The organism is Bradyrhizobium iriomotense (assembly GCF_018130765.1).
GTDB classification, from domain to species: Bacteria; Pseudomonadota; Alphaproteobacteria; order Rhizobiales; family Xanthobacteraceae; genus Bradyrhizobium; species Bradyrhizobium iriomotense_A.
Map to the genome: position 1 here is coordinate 80,785 of NZ_JAFCJZ010000026.1, position 15,142 is coordinate 95,926.

At 65.4% G+C, this 15,142-nt stretch carries 19 protein-coding genes; 6 read left to right on the forward strand and 13 right to left on the reverse strand.

Going from position 1 to position 15,142, the window contains the following annotated elements; all coding sequences use genetic code 11:
- The first annotated feature begins 10 nt into the window (after positions 1-10).
- Together JQ635_RS33045 and JQ635_RS33050 are read left to right on the forward strand one after the other, a co-directional pair.
- Positions 11-778: an SDR family oxidoreductase gene (locus JQ635_RS33045; protein ID WP_211413958.1), complete on the forward strand. Its 768-nt coding sequence runs from the start codon at positions 11-13 to the stop codon at positions 776-778.
- Between the two features lie 26 nt (positions 779-804).
- The gene (locus tag JQ635_RS33050) at positions 805-1,836 is read left to right on the forward strand and encodes an L-idonate 5-dehydrogenase (RefSeq protein WP_211413959.1); all 1,032 of its coding nucleotides are present in this window, start codon (positions 805-807) and stop codon (positions 1,834-1,836) included.
- Here JQ635_RS33050 and JQ635_RS33055 read toward each other — a convergent pair.
- Positions 1,833-2,705: a DUF3280 domain-containing protein gene (locus tag JQ635_RS33055; RefSeq protein ID WP_211413960.1), complete on the reverse strand. Its 873-nt coding sequence runs from the start codon at positions 2,703-2,705 to the stop codon at positions 1,833-1,835. The two genes, JQ635_RS33050 and JQ635_RS33055, sit on opposite strands and share 4 nt — an antisense overlap.
- A 186-nt stretch (positions 2,706-2,891) precedes the next feature.
- Between JQ635_RS33055 and JQ635_RS33060 the strand changes: the two genes are divergently transcribed.
- Positions 2,892-4,277: a HAMP domain-containing sensor histidine kinase gene (locus JQ635_RS33060; RefSeq protein ID WP_211413961.1), complete on the forward strand. Its 1,386-nt coding sequence runs from the start codon at positions 2,892-2,894 to the stop codon at positions 4,275-4,277.
- Positions 4,274-4,936 (forward strand): response regulator, encoded by a 663-nt coding sequence (locus JQ635_RS33065; protein WP_211413962.1) that lies wholly within the window; start codon positions 4,274-4,276, stop codon positions 4,934-4,936. Before JQ635_RS33060 ends, JQ635_RS33065 begins: the two co-directional genes overlap by 4 nt.
- Positions 4,937-4,940: 4 nt before the next feature.
- Here JQ635_RS33065 and JQ635_RS33070 read toward each other — a convergent pair whose 3' ends face one another.
- The 3 genes from JQ635_RS33070 to JQ635_RS33080 all read right to left on the reverse strand — a co-directional run bounded on the left by JQ635_RS33070 (position 4,941) and on the right by JQ635_RS33080 (position 6,863).
- Positions 4,941-5,783, reverse strand: a complete 843-nt coding sequence (locus JQ635_RS33070) for a hypothetical protein (protein WP_211413963.1) — start codon at positions 5,781-5,783, stop codon at positions 4,941-4,943.
- Between the two features lie 205 nt (positions 5,784-5,988).
- Positions 5,989-6,480, reverse strand: coding sequence for an SRPBCC family protein (locus JQ635_RS33075; protein WP_211413964.1), 492 nt, complete (start codon positions 6,478-6,480; stop codon positions 5,989-5,991).
- Positions 6,477-6,863, reverse strand: a complete 387-nt coding sequence (locus tag JQ635_RS33080) for an ArsR/SmtB family transcription factor (protein WP_211413965.1) — start codon at positions 6,861-6,863, stop codon at positions 6,477-6,479. Before JQ635_RS33080 ends, JQ635_RS33075 begins: the two co-directional genes overlap by 4 nt.
- A 330-nt stretch (positions 6,864-7,193) precedes the next feature.
- Here JQ635_RS33080 and JQ635_RS33085 point away from each other — a divergent pair, with 330 nt between their 5' ends.
- Entirely contained in the window at positions 7,194-8,255 is a 1,062-nt protein-coding gene (locus JQ635_RS33085) for a serine hydrolase (protein ID WP_211413966.1), read from the forward strand.
- 64 nt (positions 8,256-8,319) lie between these two features.
- Here the strand turns inward: JQ635_RS33085 and JQ635_RS33090 are convergent, their stop codons facing one another.
- Entirely contained in the window at positions 8,320-9,150 is an 831-nt protein-coding gene (locus JQ635_RS33090) for an outer membrane protein (RefSeq protein ID WP_211413967.1), read from the reverse strand.
- A gap of 267 nt (positions 9,151-9,417) precedes the next feature.
- Positions 9,418-10,122: an SDR family oxidoreductase gene (locus JQ635_RS33095; RefSeq protein WP_211413968.1), complete on the reverse strand. Its 705-nt coding sequence runs from the start codon at positions 10,120-10,122 to the stop codon at positions 9,418-9,420.
- Positions 10,123-10,224: 102 nt separating this feature from the next.
- On the opposite strand from JQ635_RS33095, the gene JQ635_RS33100 reads away from it, so the two are divergent.
- Positions 10,225-11,064 carry a GNAT family N-acetyltransferase gene (locus JQ635_RS33100; RefSeq protein ID WP_211413969.1) on the forward strand — a complete coding sequence of 280 codons (840 nt, stop codon included), beginning with the start codon at positions 10,225-10,227 and terminating at the stop codon, positions 11,062-11,064.
- A 55-nt stretch (positions 11,065-11,119) separates the two neighbouring features.
- On the opposite strand, the gene JQ635_RS33105 is transcribed toward JQ635_RS33100, so the two are convergent.
- From JQ635_RS33105 to JQ635_RS33135, 7 genes are all read right to left on the reverse strand, one after another.
- Entirely contained in the window at positions 11,120-11,578 is a 459-nt protein-coding gene (locus tag JQ635_RS33105; RefSeq protein ID WP_211413970.1) for a hypothetical protein, read from the reverse strand.
- A 239-nt stretch (positions 11,579-11,817) separates the two neighbouring features.
- Positions 11,818-12,102 carry a hypothetical protein gene (locus JQ635_RS33110; protein WP_211413971.1) on the reverse strand — a complete coding sequence of 95 codons (285 nt, stop codon included), beginning with the start codon at positions 12,100-12,102 and terminating at the stop codon, positions 11,818-11,820.
- A 12-nt stretch (positions 12,103-12,114) separates the two neighbouring features.
- Positions 12,115-12,558, reverse strand: a complete 444-nt coding sequence (locus JQ635_RS33115) for a curlin (RefSeq protein WP_283826915.1) — start codon at positions 12,556-12,558, stop codon at positions 12,115-12,117.
- Between the two features lie 63 nt (positions 12,559-12,621).
- Positions 12,622-13,032, reverse strand: a complete 411-nt coding sequence (locus JQ635_RS33120) for a curlin (protein WP_211413973.1) — start codon at positions 13,030-13,032, stop codon at positions 12,622-12,624.
- A gap of 26 nt (positions 13,033-13,058) precedes the next feature.
- Positions 13,059-13,451: a curlin repeat-containing protein gene (locus JQ635_RS33125; protein WP_211413974.1), complete on the reverse strand. Its 393-nt coding sequence runs from the start codon at positions 13,449-13,451 to the stop codon at positions 13,059-13,061.
- A gap of 65 nt (positions 13,452-13,516) precedes the next feature.
- Complete coding sequence (locus tag JQ635_RS33130) at positions 13,517-13,918, reverse strand: curlin subunit CsgB (RefSeq protein WP_211413975.1); 402 nt, start codon at positions 13,916-13,918, stop codon at positions 13,517-13,519.
- A gap of 178 nt (positions 13,919-14,096) precedes the next feature.
- Positions 14,097-14,741, reverse strand: a complete 645-nt coding sequence (locus tag JQ635_RS33135) for a response regulator transcription factor (protein WP_211413976.1) — start codon at positions 14,739-14,741, stop codon at positions 14,097-14,099.
- Between the last annotated feature and the right edge of the window lie 401 nt (positions 14,742-15,142).

Below are 15,142 nucleotides of genomic sequence, written 5' to 3' on the forward strand. Positions count from 1 at the left end.
ATTTTTTGAGATGAGCACCGCCCTGTTCGACCTTTCCGGCCGCACCGCACTCGTGACCGGCTCCTCCCGTGGCCTCGGCCGCGCCATCGCCGAGGGCATGGCCAAGGCCGGAGCCAAGATCATCATCAACGGCGTCGATCCCAAGCGCGTCGAGCAGGCCGTCGCCGAGTTTCGCGCCGCCGGCCATCAGGCCGAGGGCGCAGCGTTCAACGTCACCGACGAGCCGGCGATCGTTGCCGCCTTCGAGCGTTTCGACCGCGAAGGCCTCGCGGTCGACATCCTCGTCAACAATGCCGGCATCCAGCACCGCAAGCCGCTGGCGGAGTTCACCACCGACGAATGGCGCAAGGTGATCGAGACCGATCTCACCAGCGCCTTCGTGATCGGGCGCGAGGCCGGCAAGCGCATGATCCCGCGCAAGCGTGGCAAGATCATCAATATCGGCTCGCTCGGCAGCGAACTCGCGCGCCCCACTATCGCGCCCTACACCGCCGCCAAGGGCGGCATCAAGAATCTGACCCGCTCGATGGCGGTGGAATGGGCCCAGCACGGCATCCAGGCCAATGCGATCGGCCCCGGCTACATGCTGACCGACATGAACGAGGCGCTGGTCAACAACGCCGATTTCAACAATTGGCTGATGGGCCGCATCCCCTCCAAGCGCTGGGGCAAGCCGGACGAGCTGGTGGGCGCGGCGATCTTCCTGGCGTCGGATGCGTCCACCTATGTCAACGGCCAGATCATCTATGTCGATGGCGGCATGATCGCCGCGATGTGACTGCCAAGACAACGAAGGAGCAAGCCATGCGCGCCGTCGTCATTCACGCCCCGAAAGACCTGCGGATCGACAGCTACCCCGACCCGGCACCCGGCCCCGGCGAGGTCCGCGTCAAGATCGCCAACGGCGGCATCTGCGGCTCCGATTTGCACTACTATCATCATGGCGGCTTCGGCGTCGTGCGCATCCAGCAGCCGATGGCGCTGGGGCACGAGATCGCCGGCGTCGTCGCCGCAGTCGGTGACGGCGTCACCAGCGTGAAATCAGGCACGCGCGTTGCCGTCAATCCGAGCAAGCCGTGCGGGCAGTGCCTGCATTGCCAGGAGGGCATGCGCAACCAGTGCCTCGACATGCGCTTCCTCGGCAGCGCGATGCGCTTTCCCCATGTGCAGGGCGGCTTTCGCGAATTCATCACGGTCGATGCGACGCAGGCCGTGCCGATCGCGGACAAGCTCTCGCTGGCGGAAGCTGCGGTCGCCGAACCGCTGGCGGTATGCCTGCATGCCGGCAAGCAGGCCGGTCCCCTGCTCGGCAAGCGCGTGCTGATCACCGGCTGCGGCCCGATCGGCGCGCTGATGATTCTTGTCTCACGCTTCGGCGGCGCAGCCGAGATCGTGGTGACCGATGTGGCCGACGCGCCGCTCGCGGTCGCGAAAAAGCTCGGCGCCACGCATGCCATCAATGTCGCAACCAATGCCACCGCGCTCGATCCCTGGCGCGCCGGCAAGGGCGTGTTCGACACGCTGTTCGAGGCCTCCGGCAATCAGGCAGCGCTCCGCACGGCGCTCGACGTGCTCAGGCCCGGCGCGACGCTGGTGCAACTCGGCCTCGGCGGCGAGATGACGCTGCCGATCAACTCCATCGTCGCCAAGGAATTGCAGCTCCGCGGCACCTTCCGCTTCGATCCCGAGTTCGAGCTGGCGGTGCGGCTGATGGGCGAAGGCCTGATCGACGTCAAGCCGCTGATCACGGCGACCATGCCGTTCGAGAACGCAGTCGCCGCCTTCGAGCTCGCCAGCGACCGTTCGCAGTCGATGAAGGTGCAGCTGACCTTCTAGGGTTTCGCCTGGCTCTCGATCAGCCGGTCGCTGACCAGCCGGACGGCGCCCCGTTTCCACGAATAGTCTGCGCCCATGCGCAGGCCGCTGTCGCCGCGCGCCAGCACCGCACCGGTCGTGGCATCGCGAAGCTGGAATCCAAGCGTGTATTCGGTGCGGCTGACCCGCCGCACCACGCCGATCAGCGACTGGTCCGCACCGAGCTTCTGCGCGATCGCGGCCTCGCAGCCGCCACAGTCGCGCAAGGCCTGCGCCTTCGCCGCCTCACCGCCGACATCGACGATGCGGTAACGGCCGGACTGGACCAGCGCCTCGCGCACGCTGCCGGTGACCTCAGCCAGATATGATGCATCCGACGTGGCCGAGGCGCCGGCTGACGCGGCGGTCGTGTCCTCGAGCTCGAACTCGAACACCGCCAGCGCGACCGGCGCAGGCGTAGCGAGCGCGGCCATGACCTCGCGGGAGACAAACATCTCGGCACGCTCCCATGATTCATCATTGTCGCCGCGGAAGGTGTAGAGCTTGTCCATCACGAGCTTTTTGGCGCCGACGTCGATCACCGCGACCTTGGCCCATTGCACCAGCGTGCTGGTCTTCTGGATGCCGCCGATGACCTTGAACGCCGCCCCGTCCTGGGCCGATGGCGCCAGCCGGTAACGGCCGTCCGCGCCGATGTCCCGCCTGAGCGCGGCCATGAACGCCGACAGCCGCCGCTCGTGGGCGGCGGTCTGGTTGGCCGGCTCGGCCGACGTGTCGGTATAGCTGAAATCGTCCATGGCAACGCCGATGGCCTCGGCAGCGGCCGGCGAATAGGCCGTCGGGAGGACGATGAAGAGAAAGGCGGAGAGGATCAGCCTGATACGGCGCATGCGGGCCTCGTGCAATGGAACGGCGCGGCAATCTGGATAGACACCTCAGGCCATGCAACAGCCTCCGTCCCGACGAGCGTCGGGAAAATTTCACGACGTTGCACTGCGGTAATGCCTGGCCTTTCCGCCGTGGCCGTTCTGCCGTTTAATGCGGAGGCGACAATTCCGTTCGCACCAGGTGCCCCGATGTGGAACCGCCCGAGGTTCGATCTCAAGGTCCGTCTGACGTTGCGCGTGGCCGCCATATCGGCCGCCTGCTTCGCCGCGATCTCCGCCTATTTCCTTGTCACGGCTGACCGCGCGGCGCATGCGCGCAGCGACAGCATTGCCGCCATCGTGGCGAAGTCGCTGGAGCTGCAACAGGGCAAGGTCCAGTGGGTGGCGAACCCGCGCTCGGACTTTCCAAATCTTGATCCCGTCGCGGCCTATGTGATGACGCCCGGCCTGTGCCTGGCATTCCGCGGCCCCGGCGGCGACATGCTCCAGCGCTTCTGCAGCGGCGCGCCTGCCCCGGCGAACCCGCCGCCGCAGGCCTTCGCCACCTTCTATCGCAGCCTGTTCGACCCCGGCCGCGAGGCGGCGCGGCCCGTGATCGTGCGCGGCACCAAGCTTGGCGAGACCGTGGTCTCGGTCGATCCGGCGGTGCAGACGGCGGAGGCCTGGCACGAGGCCGGTCGCCTGATGCTCGCGCTCGCGATCGCATTGCCGCTGCTCTGCGTGCTGGTGTACGCGGCCCTGGCGCGCGCGCTGCGCCCGACCCGCATGATCCGAACCGGTCTCGAACGCATCGCCGCCGGCGACCTCACGACGCGGCTGCCGCCTTTCGACCTCGCCGAGCTCTCCGCCATCCGCGACGTCTTCAACCATCTGGCCGAAAGCCTCGACACCGCGCTTGCCGAGCGCAGCGAGCTGACGCGAAAGCTGATCGCGCTCCAGGACGAGGAGCGCCGCCATCTCGCCCGCGAGCTGCACGACGAGTTCGGCCAATCGCTCGCCGCCATCCGCGCGCTGGCCTCGTCGGCCCGCCAGACCGCCGCGCAGGACTGCCCGTCCCTGCTGTCCGAATGCGACGGCATTTCGCGGACCGCAACGGGCATGATGGAGACGCTGCGCGGCACGCTGTTCCGGCTACGCCCGCCCGACGTCGAGGAGCTCGGGCTCGTCGCCAGCCTCGAAGGCCTGGTCGCCGGCTGGAACGGACGCAGCCGCGGCGAGACGCGGTTCTCGATCCGCTTCGACGGCGCCTTCGAGACCCTGCCGGCCGCGGTCAGCGCCAACCTCTACCGCATCGTGCAGGAAGCGCTCACCAACGCCGCCAAGCATGCCGGCGCCACCAAGGTGAGCCTGGAGTTGACGATGCGACCCGACGAGATCGCGCTTGCGATCGACGATGACGGACGCTCGAACGAGCCCGCCGCGAAATCCGGCATGGGCCTGCTCGGCATGCGCGAGCGCGTCGCGGCGCTGCGCGGCCGGCTGAGCTTCGAGGCCGGCGCCAATGGCGGCTCCGCTCTGCGTGTCGTCATTCCGCTCGAAGCCGTCGATCGGCAAATATTGGATCACGCTGCATGAGCGCGGGCGATGCCACCATCCTGCTGGTCGACGACCATTCCGTGGTCCGCGAGGGCTATCGCTCGGTGCTGCAGAAGCAGCCCGGCCTGCGCGTCGTCGCCGAGGCGTCCGACGGCGCGGAGGCCTACCGGCTGTACAAATCCGAGGCGCCCGATCTCGTCATCATGGATCTGAGCATGCCCGGCATCGGCGGCATCGAGGCCGTGAGGCGCATCCGGCAACGAGACAAGGGCGCAAAGATCCTCATCTTCACCATGCACCAGAATGCCGGCTTTGCGGTGCAGGCGATCCGCGCCGGCGCCAGGGGCTATGTCACCAAGACCAGCCCGCCCGAGACGCTGGTGCGCGCGGTCATGGATGTGCTCGCCGGCAGGATCGCCATCAGTCCCGACATCGACCACGAGCTGGCGCTGAGCCGGCTCGCCGGCGAGAGCTCGGCGGCCGACGTGCTCACGCCGCGCGAGTTCGAGGTGCTGCGGCTGCTGCTGGCCGAGAGGACGACGGACGAGATTGCCGAGACGCTGCACGTCAGCCCCAAGACGGTGGCGAACCTGCATTCCCTGATCAAGGACAAGCTCGGCGTCGGCTCCGACATCGAGTTGGTCCGCCTGGCGCTGCGCCAGGGACTGCTGACGCAGGTCGATCTGGGCGACGCTTGATTATTCAGGCCAGATAGCGCGTCAGATAGCCTTCCATCGCATAGAGCGCACACAGCGCAAGGCTCGACCACACCGCGGCGCTGAAATACAGGAACATCCAGGTCAGCTCGCCCTTCCAGTGCGCGATGTCGTGGGTCACCACCCAGCGCGTCGAGACGTCATGCAGGCCTTCGAGCAGGCCGAGGAATTTGTTGCCCTCTTCGTGCCCTGCCCGCCAGCGGCTGAGATACATCGGCACATCAACGGTGACGAGGAAGGCGAGGAAGCAGGCAATGCCGACGATGCCGGCCATCAGCGCCCAGCGCACAGGCCCCTGGAATTCCGGCATCAGGCGGCACAGCGCGATGCCGGCGAGGAAGAAGGTCACCGCCCACAGCGAGTTCTCGATCGCGTTGAAGAGGAAATTGGTCGTCACCACCGCGTACCAGGAGAAGCACTCCGCGATGATGATGATCGGCACGATCACGAGCGCGATGTTCACCGCGGTTTCTGCACCGGTCATCTGACCCAGCTGATGCAGGATGATGGCCCATTGCGCGACGAAGCAGAGCTCGGCCACGGTCGCAACGGTGCGGCCGACGACGACGCTCGACAGCCATGTGTCGAACAGGCAGATGCGCTGCACGTCGGCGCGCGGCAGCACCGAACGAAAAGCGCAGCCGAACACATAACCGGCGCAGAGCAGGAACATCAGCCCGATGTCCGAGCCGCCACCGACGCTGCCCGCAACCGTCGGATAGAACTCGCGGTACAGCATGAACCAGACGAGGATGTTGGCACTGCTCACAAGCGTCAGTGACCCCCACCACCACGCGAGGGGATTTGACCGCGCCTGCCACTGCAACATGATGAATCGCTCCGCTTTAATCGATGTGACATCTAGCGGTAGCAATTCTGTCATAATTCAGTAGCGCGATGCGACAGAAATCGATGTCATGATACTGTCATAATAGCGCTGCGGGCTGTCATAATAGCGCAAGCGGCTAAGCTTCCCCTCCGTTTCAAGTTCATTCCAGGGGCGCCTATGCAGAACCCCTGGAATCATGCGGGGCTTATCTCTTCATTCCACCCACATACGCCGCGAGCTTGTCCAGCGTCTGGTAGCCGTACTCGACGGCGCCGAAGCCAATCATGCCGTCGCGCTGCTCCGTGCTCGAGGCCAGCTGACGCATCATCAGCACCGTCTTGCCATTGCTCTGCTCGGCGAAGGTGACGGTGAAGCGGAACATGCCGGGATCCTCGTCCTTGTCGGTGCCGTGATCCATCTCCATCAGCGACGGCCGCTCGATGCGGCGAAAGCGCATCCGGTTCGGATAGACCGTGCCATCGGGTCCGATCATGTTGAAGCGCCAGACGCCGCCGACGCGAACGTCGATCTCGAAGGTCTCGATCTTGAAGCCTTTTGGTCCGAACCATTGCGGCAGATGCTTCGGGTCGGACCATGCCTCGAACACCAGATCGCGCGGCGCGTCGATCACGCGCGACATCACGATCTCGCGGTCGAGCGACCATTGCGACAAAGCGGGATTGGCAGAATTCGTCATGACTCGGCACCTTTCTTCTTCGTTGTACGCGACGGCCGCTTGGCGGCCGCCCTCTCCTTCTTGAGCTTCATCACATAGGCCTCGAACCGGTCGAGCCGCGCCTCCCAGATCGCGCGCTGCTGCTGGAACCAGTCTTCCGCGCCGACCAGCGCGTCCGGACTGAGCCGGCAGGTGCGCACCCGGCCGGATTTCTCCGACTGAACCAGTCCGCTCACCTCCAGCACATGGATGTGCTTCATGAAGCTCGGCAGCGCCATGTCGAAGGGGTCCGCGAGCTCGCCGACGGAGGCTTCACCGGCGCACAGTCGCATCACGATCGCCCGCCGCGTGGGGTCGGCGAGCGCTGCGAAGATCTGATCGAGTCGGGTCAATTGGTTAGCCATGAAGCTAACTATAAACGACGACCGACCGAAGTCAAGAATTGTTAGCCGATCGGCTAAGTTAAATTCCTGGATCTCGTAGCCGGGATGGAGCGCAGGGCAATCCGGGCTACGAAGCCAACTGGCCGACGGAACCCACAACGCGCAATCGTGAATTGGGACCTCGCGCCCTCCCCGCTAAAAAGAGAGTCGGGGGCGCACAAGCATCATTCATCAGAGCACGTGCCGCCTGTTGTCATCTCATCCCCGATCACCCGGCGAACGCTCGCGCGGGCTGCGCTCGTTCCCCTTGCGATCGCGCTTCGCCCGCGCCGTGCATCGGCAGATTCCGACATGATCGCGCAGATGCGCGACATCGTCGCCGCCGAACTTGCGCCGACCGCGACGCCGGAGCATCCGGGCGGCGTTGCCGCCGCGCTCTATGCCGGCCGCCATGTCGAGTTCTTCAACTATGGCTTTGCCGACGACGCCGCACGACGGCCGGTGACATCGGATACGCTGTTCAACCTCGCCTCACTGCGCAAGCCGTTCGAAGCGACACTGGTCGCGCTCGGGACGCTTCGCGGCGAGCTGCGGCTCGACGATCCCTTGCAAAAACATCTTCCGGAGTTCGACGGCGACTATATCCGCCGCGTCACCGTCGGCGAGCTCGTCACGCACACGTCGGGGCTGCTGCTGCCGACCGACCATCCGCCCTGGCCGAACGAGCAGTTTTCGCGCCCGCAGTTCATCGAGATGCTCAACGCGTGGAAACCGCAGGCTGGCGAGCAGCCCGGCAAGCAACGCATCTACAGCCATGCCGGCTACGTGCTGCTCCAGCTCGTGCTCGAAAATTGCTACCGCACGCCGATCGCAACGCTGTTCGAGCAGCGCATCCTCAAACCGCTCGGCATGTCGGCGACCTCTCTGCCCGAGCGTGGCGCGGACAATCGCGCCGTCATGGATGCGGCCTGGATGCAGCGCGTGGTCCAGGGCTATTCGGACCAGCGCATGGCGATCGGGCCGATCGGCAACCAGCAGAGCTATTTTGACTTTCCCGGCACCGGCCAGATGTTCTCGTCAGCGCGGGATCTTTCGACCTTCATTGCGGCCTGCCTCGACGGCCGCTCGGTCGATCCGCATTTGCACGAGGCGCTGCGTATGACGCAGCACGAGAGCTTCCGCGTCGACGAGAAATTTGGACAGGGCATGGCCTGGGAGACCGTGCGCCTGCCCGGCGTCACCGTCATCGACAAGCCGGGCGGGCTCAACAACGCCTCCGGCTATCTCGGCCTCGTGCCGGCGCGGCGGATCGGCATCGTGCTGCTCGCCAATCGCGGCGAATATCCGCACGAGATCGCGCGCTACAAGATCCTGCCCGCGCTGGCGCATCTGGTCGCCTCGCACGGCGGCTGAGCTCAAAAGCAGAAAGCCCCGGCTGAGCCGGGGCTTTCCACACCAGGTCCGGAACGGGATGAGCTCAGTACCTGGCGACGACAGGTCCGCCGAACTTGTAGTTCACGCCGACGCGCACGATGTTCGACTTGATATCAAATGAATGCGTGAACACGCTGGCCGGAGCCGGGCCGAAAAACGTGCCGAGATTCGTACTGGTCACCGTGGCGCGGCCGAGATCGACATAGAGATATTCGGCCTTGAGCGACCAGCCATTGCCGACCGCATACTCGCCGCCGACGCCTGCGGTCCAGCCGACACGGGTATCGCGGATCGAACCAGATTCGCTCGCAGGGAGGAAGAAGTTGTCGGTGAAGGTGAAATTGCCCTTCACCTCGGAAATCGCGGCGCCACCGGTGGCGTAAAGCAGCCAGTGCGGCGTGGCAAGGAAGCCGATACGGCCGCGGATGGTGGCGAGCCAATCGGCCGAAACCGAGGAGTTGACTGTGAAGGCGAAGGGAGCGCAGCAGGGATACACGGCCGAGCCGGTCGCACCGCCCTTAAAGCCGAAATGGTTGATGTCGCCTTCGAGGCCGAACACGGCGTTGTTGACCTGCCAGTTGTAGCCGGCGGTGAAGCCACCGGTCACGCTGGAGCTGTTGATGTGCTGGGCGCCGACCGCGTTGACGGCGGGGACGCTGGTGGGGTCGAAGTAGCCGAAGGGATCGAACACTGTCGAGGTGTTCGGATTCGAGCTGCCCCACTGCCCGCCGACATTGCCGCCGACGTAAAAGCCCGTCCAATTGTAGCCTGGGGCCACCGCCAGCGCCTTGGTGTAATGTGCCGCGAGGTCGGCCGCCTGCACGGATGCAGTGCCGAGCACAATCGAAGCGACCGCCAGCAAGAACTTGTTCATTCCAGTCTCCATTCCCCCACGCGATCGATCTCGCGCTTTCGATGCGCGCAGGCGGGAGCCATCCGGCGCAGATGGGGAATAGGCGGAGCACCGCGCGCGCGTCTCGGCCTGTCGCGCAGTTCGTAGGGACTGTGACGCAATCAGTGACTTATCACGCAAGACCCGTGACGAGTGTGACCCGGGCGCCACGCATCGTCCTGCCGCAGTGACGCGCACCGCAAACCGGCGGCGCGTCACGACAAGGTGCGGGCGAATCTGCGCGACCTCTCAGACCGAGCGCGTCAGTCCGCCGTCGACGCGGATGTTCTGGCCGGTGATGTAGGCCGCGCCGTCGGACGCCAGGAACGAGATCGTCGCAGCGATCTCCTCGACCTTGCCGTAGCGCTGCATCGGCACGCTGTCGCGGCGCGCGTCCTGCTGCGGCAGGCTGTCGATCCAGCCCGGCAGCACGTTGTTCATGCGGATGTTGTCGGCGGCATGGGTGTCGGTGAAGATCTTCGTGAAGGCGGCGAGCCCGGCGCGGAACACCGCGGAGGTCGGAAACATCGCGCTCGGCTCGAACGCCCAGGCGGTCGAGATGTTGATGATGGCCCCGCCCTTCTGCGCCTGCATCACCGGCGTCACTAGCCGGGTCGGACGGATCACGTTGAGCAGATAGGTGTCGAGGCCGGTGTGCCACTGCTCGTCGGTGATCTCCGTGATCGGCGCGCGCGGCCCGTGACCGGCACTGTTGACGAGCACGTCGATGCGTCCCCATTTGGCGAGCGCGCCGTCGACGAGGCGCTTCAGGTCGTCATTCGACTTGTTCGAGCCGGTGACGCCGAGGCCGCCGAGCTCGGCCGCCAGCGCCTCGCCCTTGCCGGAGGACGACAGGATCGCGACGCGAAAACCGTCCGCCGCCAACCGCCGCGCAGCGCCCGCCCCCATGCCGCTGCCGCCGGCGGTGACGAGTGCGACCTTCTCTGCTGCCATGACTGTTCATCCCTTGAGTTGAGGCGAGCCGCAGGCTCGGCCTATCATGAGGCCTTCTACCGCCGGACCTGCCGGCAGGTCCATCGCCCGAAGGCATCCGTCATGAGCGAATTGCAGATCCGAAGCCTGCGCCCGGAGGAGATCTCCCTCGCCATCGACTGGGCCGCGGCCGAAGGCTGGAATCCGGGCCTGTCGGATGCCGCCTGCTTCGCGGTTCCCGACGCGCAAGGCTTCCTCGTCGGCGAGATCGACGGCGAGCCGGTCGCCACCGTCTCCTGCGTCAATTACGATGACCGCTTCGCCTTCCTCGGCTTCTACATCGTGCGCGCCGACCTTCGCGGCGCAGGTCACGGCCTGCGCATCTGGAACGCCGCGATCGCGCATGCGCGCCCTCGCGTGATCGGCCTCGACGGCGTTGTCGCACAGCAGGACAACTACAAAAAATCCGGCTTCCAGCTGGCCTACGCCAATATCCGCTATGGCGGCATCGTCGCCGCGCCGAAGCAGCCTGCCGGTGTCATCGCGCTCGATGCGATCCCCTTCGCACTGGTCGAAGCCGACGATGCAACGGTCTTTCCCGCTGCGCGCAGCGCCTTCCTGCACGCCTGGATCAACGCGCCCGGTCACGTCGGCCGCGCACTGCTGCGCGACGGCAGGCTCGCTGCATGGGGCGTGATCCGCCCGTGCCGGACGGGCTGCAAGATCGGCCCGCTCGTCGCCGACGATCGCGCGGCGGCGGACACGATCATGCAGGCCTTACTGGCCAGCGGGGGCGGCGGCGAGATCTTCCTCGATGTCCCCGCCGTCAATCGCGAGGCCATCGCACTCGCGGAAGGACTCGGCCTCAAGCCGGTGTTTGAGACGGCGCGAATGTACACGGGCCCGATCCCGCCACTGCGGATCGACCGCGTCTTCGGCGTGACCAGCTTTGAGCTGGGCTAGAGCATGATCCGGAAAAGTGTGAAGCGGTTTTCCGAACAGATCATGCTCAAGATGCTCAGTAGCAGCGCATGATGTTGACGGTATGCTCACCGCCGCCGCGGCCGGGCACGGTCACCTGCTCGGTCGGGCAGCTCGGCACATAGGGACGGTCGGACGGCACCACGTTGGGCGGGAAGCGATGCGCCCAGTCCCAGGGAACGTCATAGGTGTAGGTGTAGCGCACGTCGTTCGAGAGCGGCTGTCCGGCATCGCCGAAGGGCTGGCTGTAGGTCGCACCGTCGTAGAAGAACCCGCCGCCGCCCGGCCAGTAGACCCAGGGATTGTTGCGACGGTGAAGGCGCGCCCCCGGCGCGATCGGCGGACGCGCAACAGCCGGCGGCACGGCTGCGCCGGCTAGGGCCGGCGCGGCACCGCCCGGTCTGGCAAAACTGTCGCTGGGGCTAAGAAGCAGCGCGGCTGCGCTGAGCGAGGCAAATAGCGCCGCAAGGGATCTGCCATGTGATCTGGACATCATGATACGCACCAACTCGTTTGGCTTCGCGATAGCTCCCCACTGCACGCTAGGCCGGGCCATCGGCCCACCGCAAACGTATTATTAATTATTGGTTAAGGCGCGGAATTAACGGGGAACAGGGTGCGGCAGAACGTCCGGGATTCCCGTCAGGTTTCAAGCACTTCGTTCCCCGGGGCAGCGCTGGTAGCTCACCTGCAACGAGGCCCGTCGTCCCTGCGAGGCGGCGGGCCTTTAGTGCGTCAATGCTCCTGAAACTGCTTGCGCAGCCACTCGAGCATGTCCTGCGTATTTCCGGTGCCCTGCGTCACGACGGCGGTGTTGCCGCCGCTGCGGCGATAGACCGTCGTGCGCCCGGGCTCCTTCTCGATCTTGACCTCGGCCTGCGCCGGATCACCGCTTTGCGTGATGACCGAGGTCCCGTTCTCGTCCTGCACCACTGTGGTGTGACCGTCGGCAGCGCCGGCCGGCGCCGCTGCGATCACGCTCATGAGTCCTATTCCGGATGCGAGTAGCAGCATTCTCATGTCACACCTCCATCATCGGCCGAACTGGAAGATCGCCAGCCAGTTGAAACGTCCGAACTGCCTCACCGCTCCCGTGTTCATGTCGCCGATCTGAAGCAGGAGCGCATTGGTGGAATTGCCGATCTGGGTGATGTCGGCGATGTTGCTGAGGCCGGACTGACCGACCGCCGCATTGGTGGTGCCGCCCACCTGGATCACATTGGCATAGTTGCGCGTGCCGTTCTGGATGATGGTCGCATCCACCGTTCCCGTTCCCCCGATCTGGATCACCCGGGCGATATTGATCCGGCTGTTCTCCTCGATCGTAACAGGTTGAACGTTGTTGCCGAATTGCACGATCGTCTCGATGCTGACGTTCCGGTTCGTCACGCTGCGCTGGACGGATCCGGCCGACGCCTGCGTCGCCGTGCCGATGGCGGCCAGCAACGCCGCCGCGGCCAGAACCCGCTTCAACATTTCTCTGCCACACCGCATCGCGCTTCCCCGCTGGTTCCCGACGCCGATGAATTCGCGCGCGCTCTACGGACCGGTCTGGACGATGGTCGAGTTGTTGACCGCGCTGAATTGCATCACCGTGCCCGTGTTCATGGACCCGAGCTGCGACACCAGGCTGGTCGCCGACTGGCCGGCCTGGCCGACAAAGGCGAGATTGTTCGTCCCGGCCTGCCCGACCGATGCCGAATTCGTTCCGCCGAATTGCAGCACGCCGGTGGCATTGTTGGTGCCGTTCTGGGTCACTGTCGCGCTGGTGCTGCCGCCGATCATGAACACGCCCGCCATGTTGAGCTGGCTGTTCTGGTTCAGCACGACCGGCGGTCCGCCGATCGACACGATGGTCTTGATGTCGGCGGTCTGGGCGCGGGCCGACCCGGCGCCGGCCAGGCACAGAGCGAGCATCACGGCGCCCGCGCTTCGCAAAGGATGTTTCATGACGTGCCTCACCACTTCACATTTGCTCACGGCGTCTGCTGAAGAATCGTCGAGCCGTTCAGGATTCCGAGCTGCCCGACGCCGGCGGTGTTGTTGGCGCCGATCTGGCCGATCAGGCTCGAATTGGAGCCGCCGACCTGGCCGGCCAGCGCGGTGTTGGACGCCGTCGGGGTGGTTCCGCCCTGCCCGATCACCGAGGTGTTGACGGTCAGGAGCGAGCCCGTCTGCAAGGTGGTCGCCGTATTGGTCGCGCCGAACTGCAACGTCGCGGCGCTGTTGCTGGTGGACCCGCTCTGCGAGATGAACGAGTTGTTGGTCGTGCCGAACTGCAGCACGCTCGCCGAGTTGCCGGCCTCTGCATCGACGGCAGTCAGCGCACCGAGCGCCGCGACCATCGCAACGAGATAGGTGATCCGCATGTCATTTCCTCCAGAATGGCCCGGACGCACCGCAACTGGGTGCGCCCGGCCGAACGGTACGTGGGTCAGTGCGCCGTCTGCGAGACGGTGCTGCCGTTGACGCCGAACACGCTGAGCTGGCCGACGGCGGCGGAGTTGTTCTGGAGCGCGGCGGGCCCGAACGAGTTCTGGGTGATCGCGCTGCCGTTGTTGCCGAACGCCACCTGGCCGGTGGCCGCGGTGTTCTGCACGCCGATCTGGTTGACCGTGCTGGCGTTGTTGAGCGAGGCCGCGCTGGTCCCCTGCATCGTCGTCGCATTGTTCACGATGCCGAGCTGGCTGGTCGTCGAAGTGTCATTGGTGAGGCCTTGCTGCGAGACGCTCGAACCGTTCACGAGGCCGACCTGCACCGTGGTCGCGGTGTTGGCGGCGTGAGCTGCGGATGACAGGGCGAGCACGGCAACGGATGCAAAAAACAATTTACGCATGGAGTATTCCTTTCTGGCCAAGTTGTCTGACTGGGGTGGGATGCCGGTCCTGAATGCGACTGACATCGTGGGAATACTCTGAACCGATCATGTGCCGCGCGACAGACTGCAGTTCATGCTAGTCGGTACGGACTAGACGTTGCGCAGCATGAGCGCCCGCAAGCCGCGCGATGCGCTTCTAACCCGCGCCGGCGCGCGGCGCAGCTTCGTGCCCCATGCTGTCGATCAGCCGCACCACCTCGATCGGCGAGCGCAGCTCCAGCTTTCGCATCATCCGGGCGCGATGGACCTTCGCGGTCACCTCGCTCACGCCAAGCCTTGCTGCGATCTGCTTGGCGACGAGCCCTTCCGCCATCAGCATCATGATCTCGCGCTCGCGGCTCGTCAGCATCTCGACGCGCTGCCGGGCGTCGCGGACGGCATCCTCGCGCTCCATCCGCCTGCGGTCGCGCTCGATGCCGTGCCTGATCGCGTCGAGGATCTCCTGCTCGCGAAACGGCTTCGGCAGAAACTCGACCGCGCCGCGCTTCATCGCCTCGACCGAAACCCGAACGTCGGAGTAGCCGCTGATGAAGACGATCGGAATGAACACGCCCTTGTCGAGGAGCCGGCGCTGCAGCTCGAGACCGGTCGGCGATGTCCCGGGAAAGCGAACGTCGAGCACGAGGCACGACGGCCCTTCGGAGAGACTCTCCGCGAGGAACTCGTCAGTCGACGCGAACAACTTCACCTGGTGACCGGTCTCTTCGCAGAGACTTCCAATCGCATTTCGAATCTGGACTTCGTCATCAACGACATAAACGGTGGCTTGACCTGAAATCATTGCAACAAACTCCCCGGCTTGGGGCTCGATGGGCGAGCAGCGAGCCGTCCATTCTTCCTGCAAGCGACAACAAGGTGCTTGGATGAATTCGCGGGAATCGAACAATCGGCGTCCGTCCGCCGGTTCGACGTCTTAGGGCCAATGCGCGCCGGAAGCGAGTGAAGGCGTTCACACATCGGGCTTCGTGATTGCAGGGAATTTCGTCGCGCCACAGGCGGCATCATTGCGAGCCGCGTTATCGCGAATGTGACGATCCGGACTCGTGGCCGCAGCCTCGCCAACTGCGTCATGGCATTGCTACCCATGTGCCGACTTGAACGCCGGCCACCGGCAACGTCAGCCGGATCATACGGGACGTTCAGTCAGCTTATCGAGTTCGATACCGCGCGCATCGTATCGAT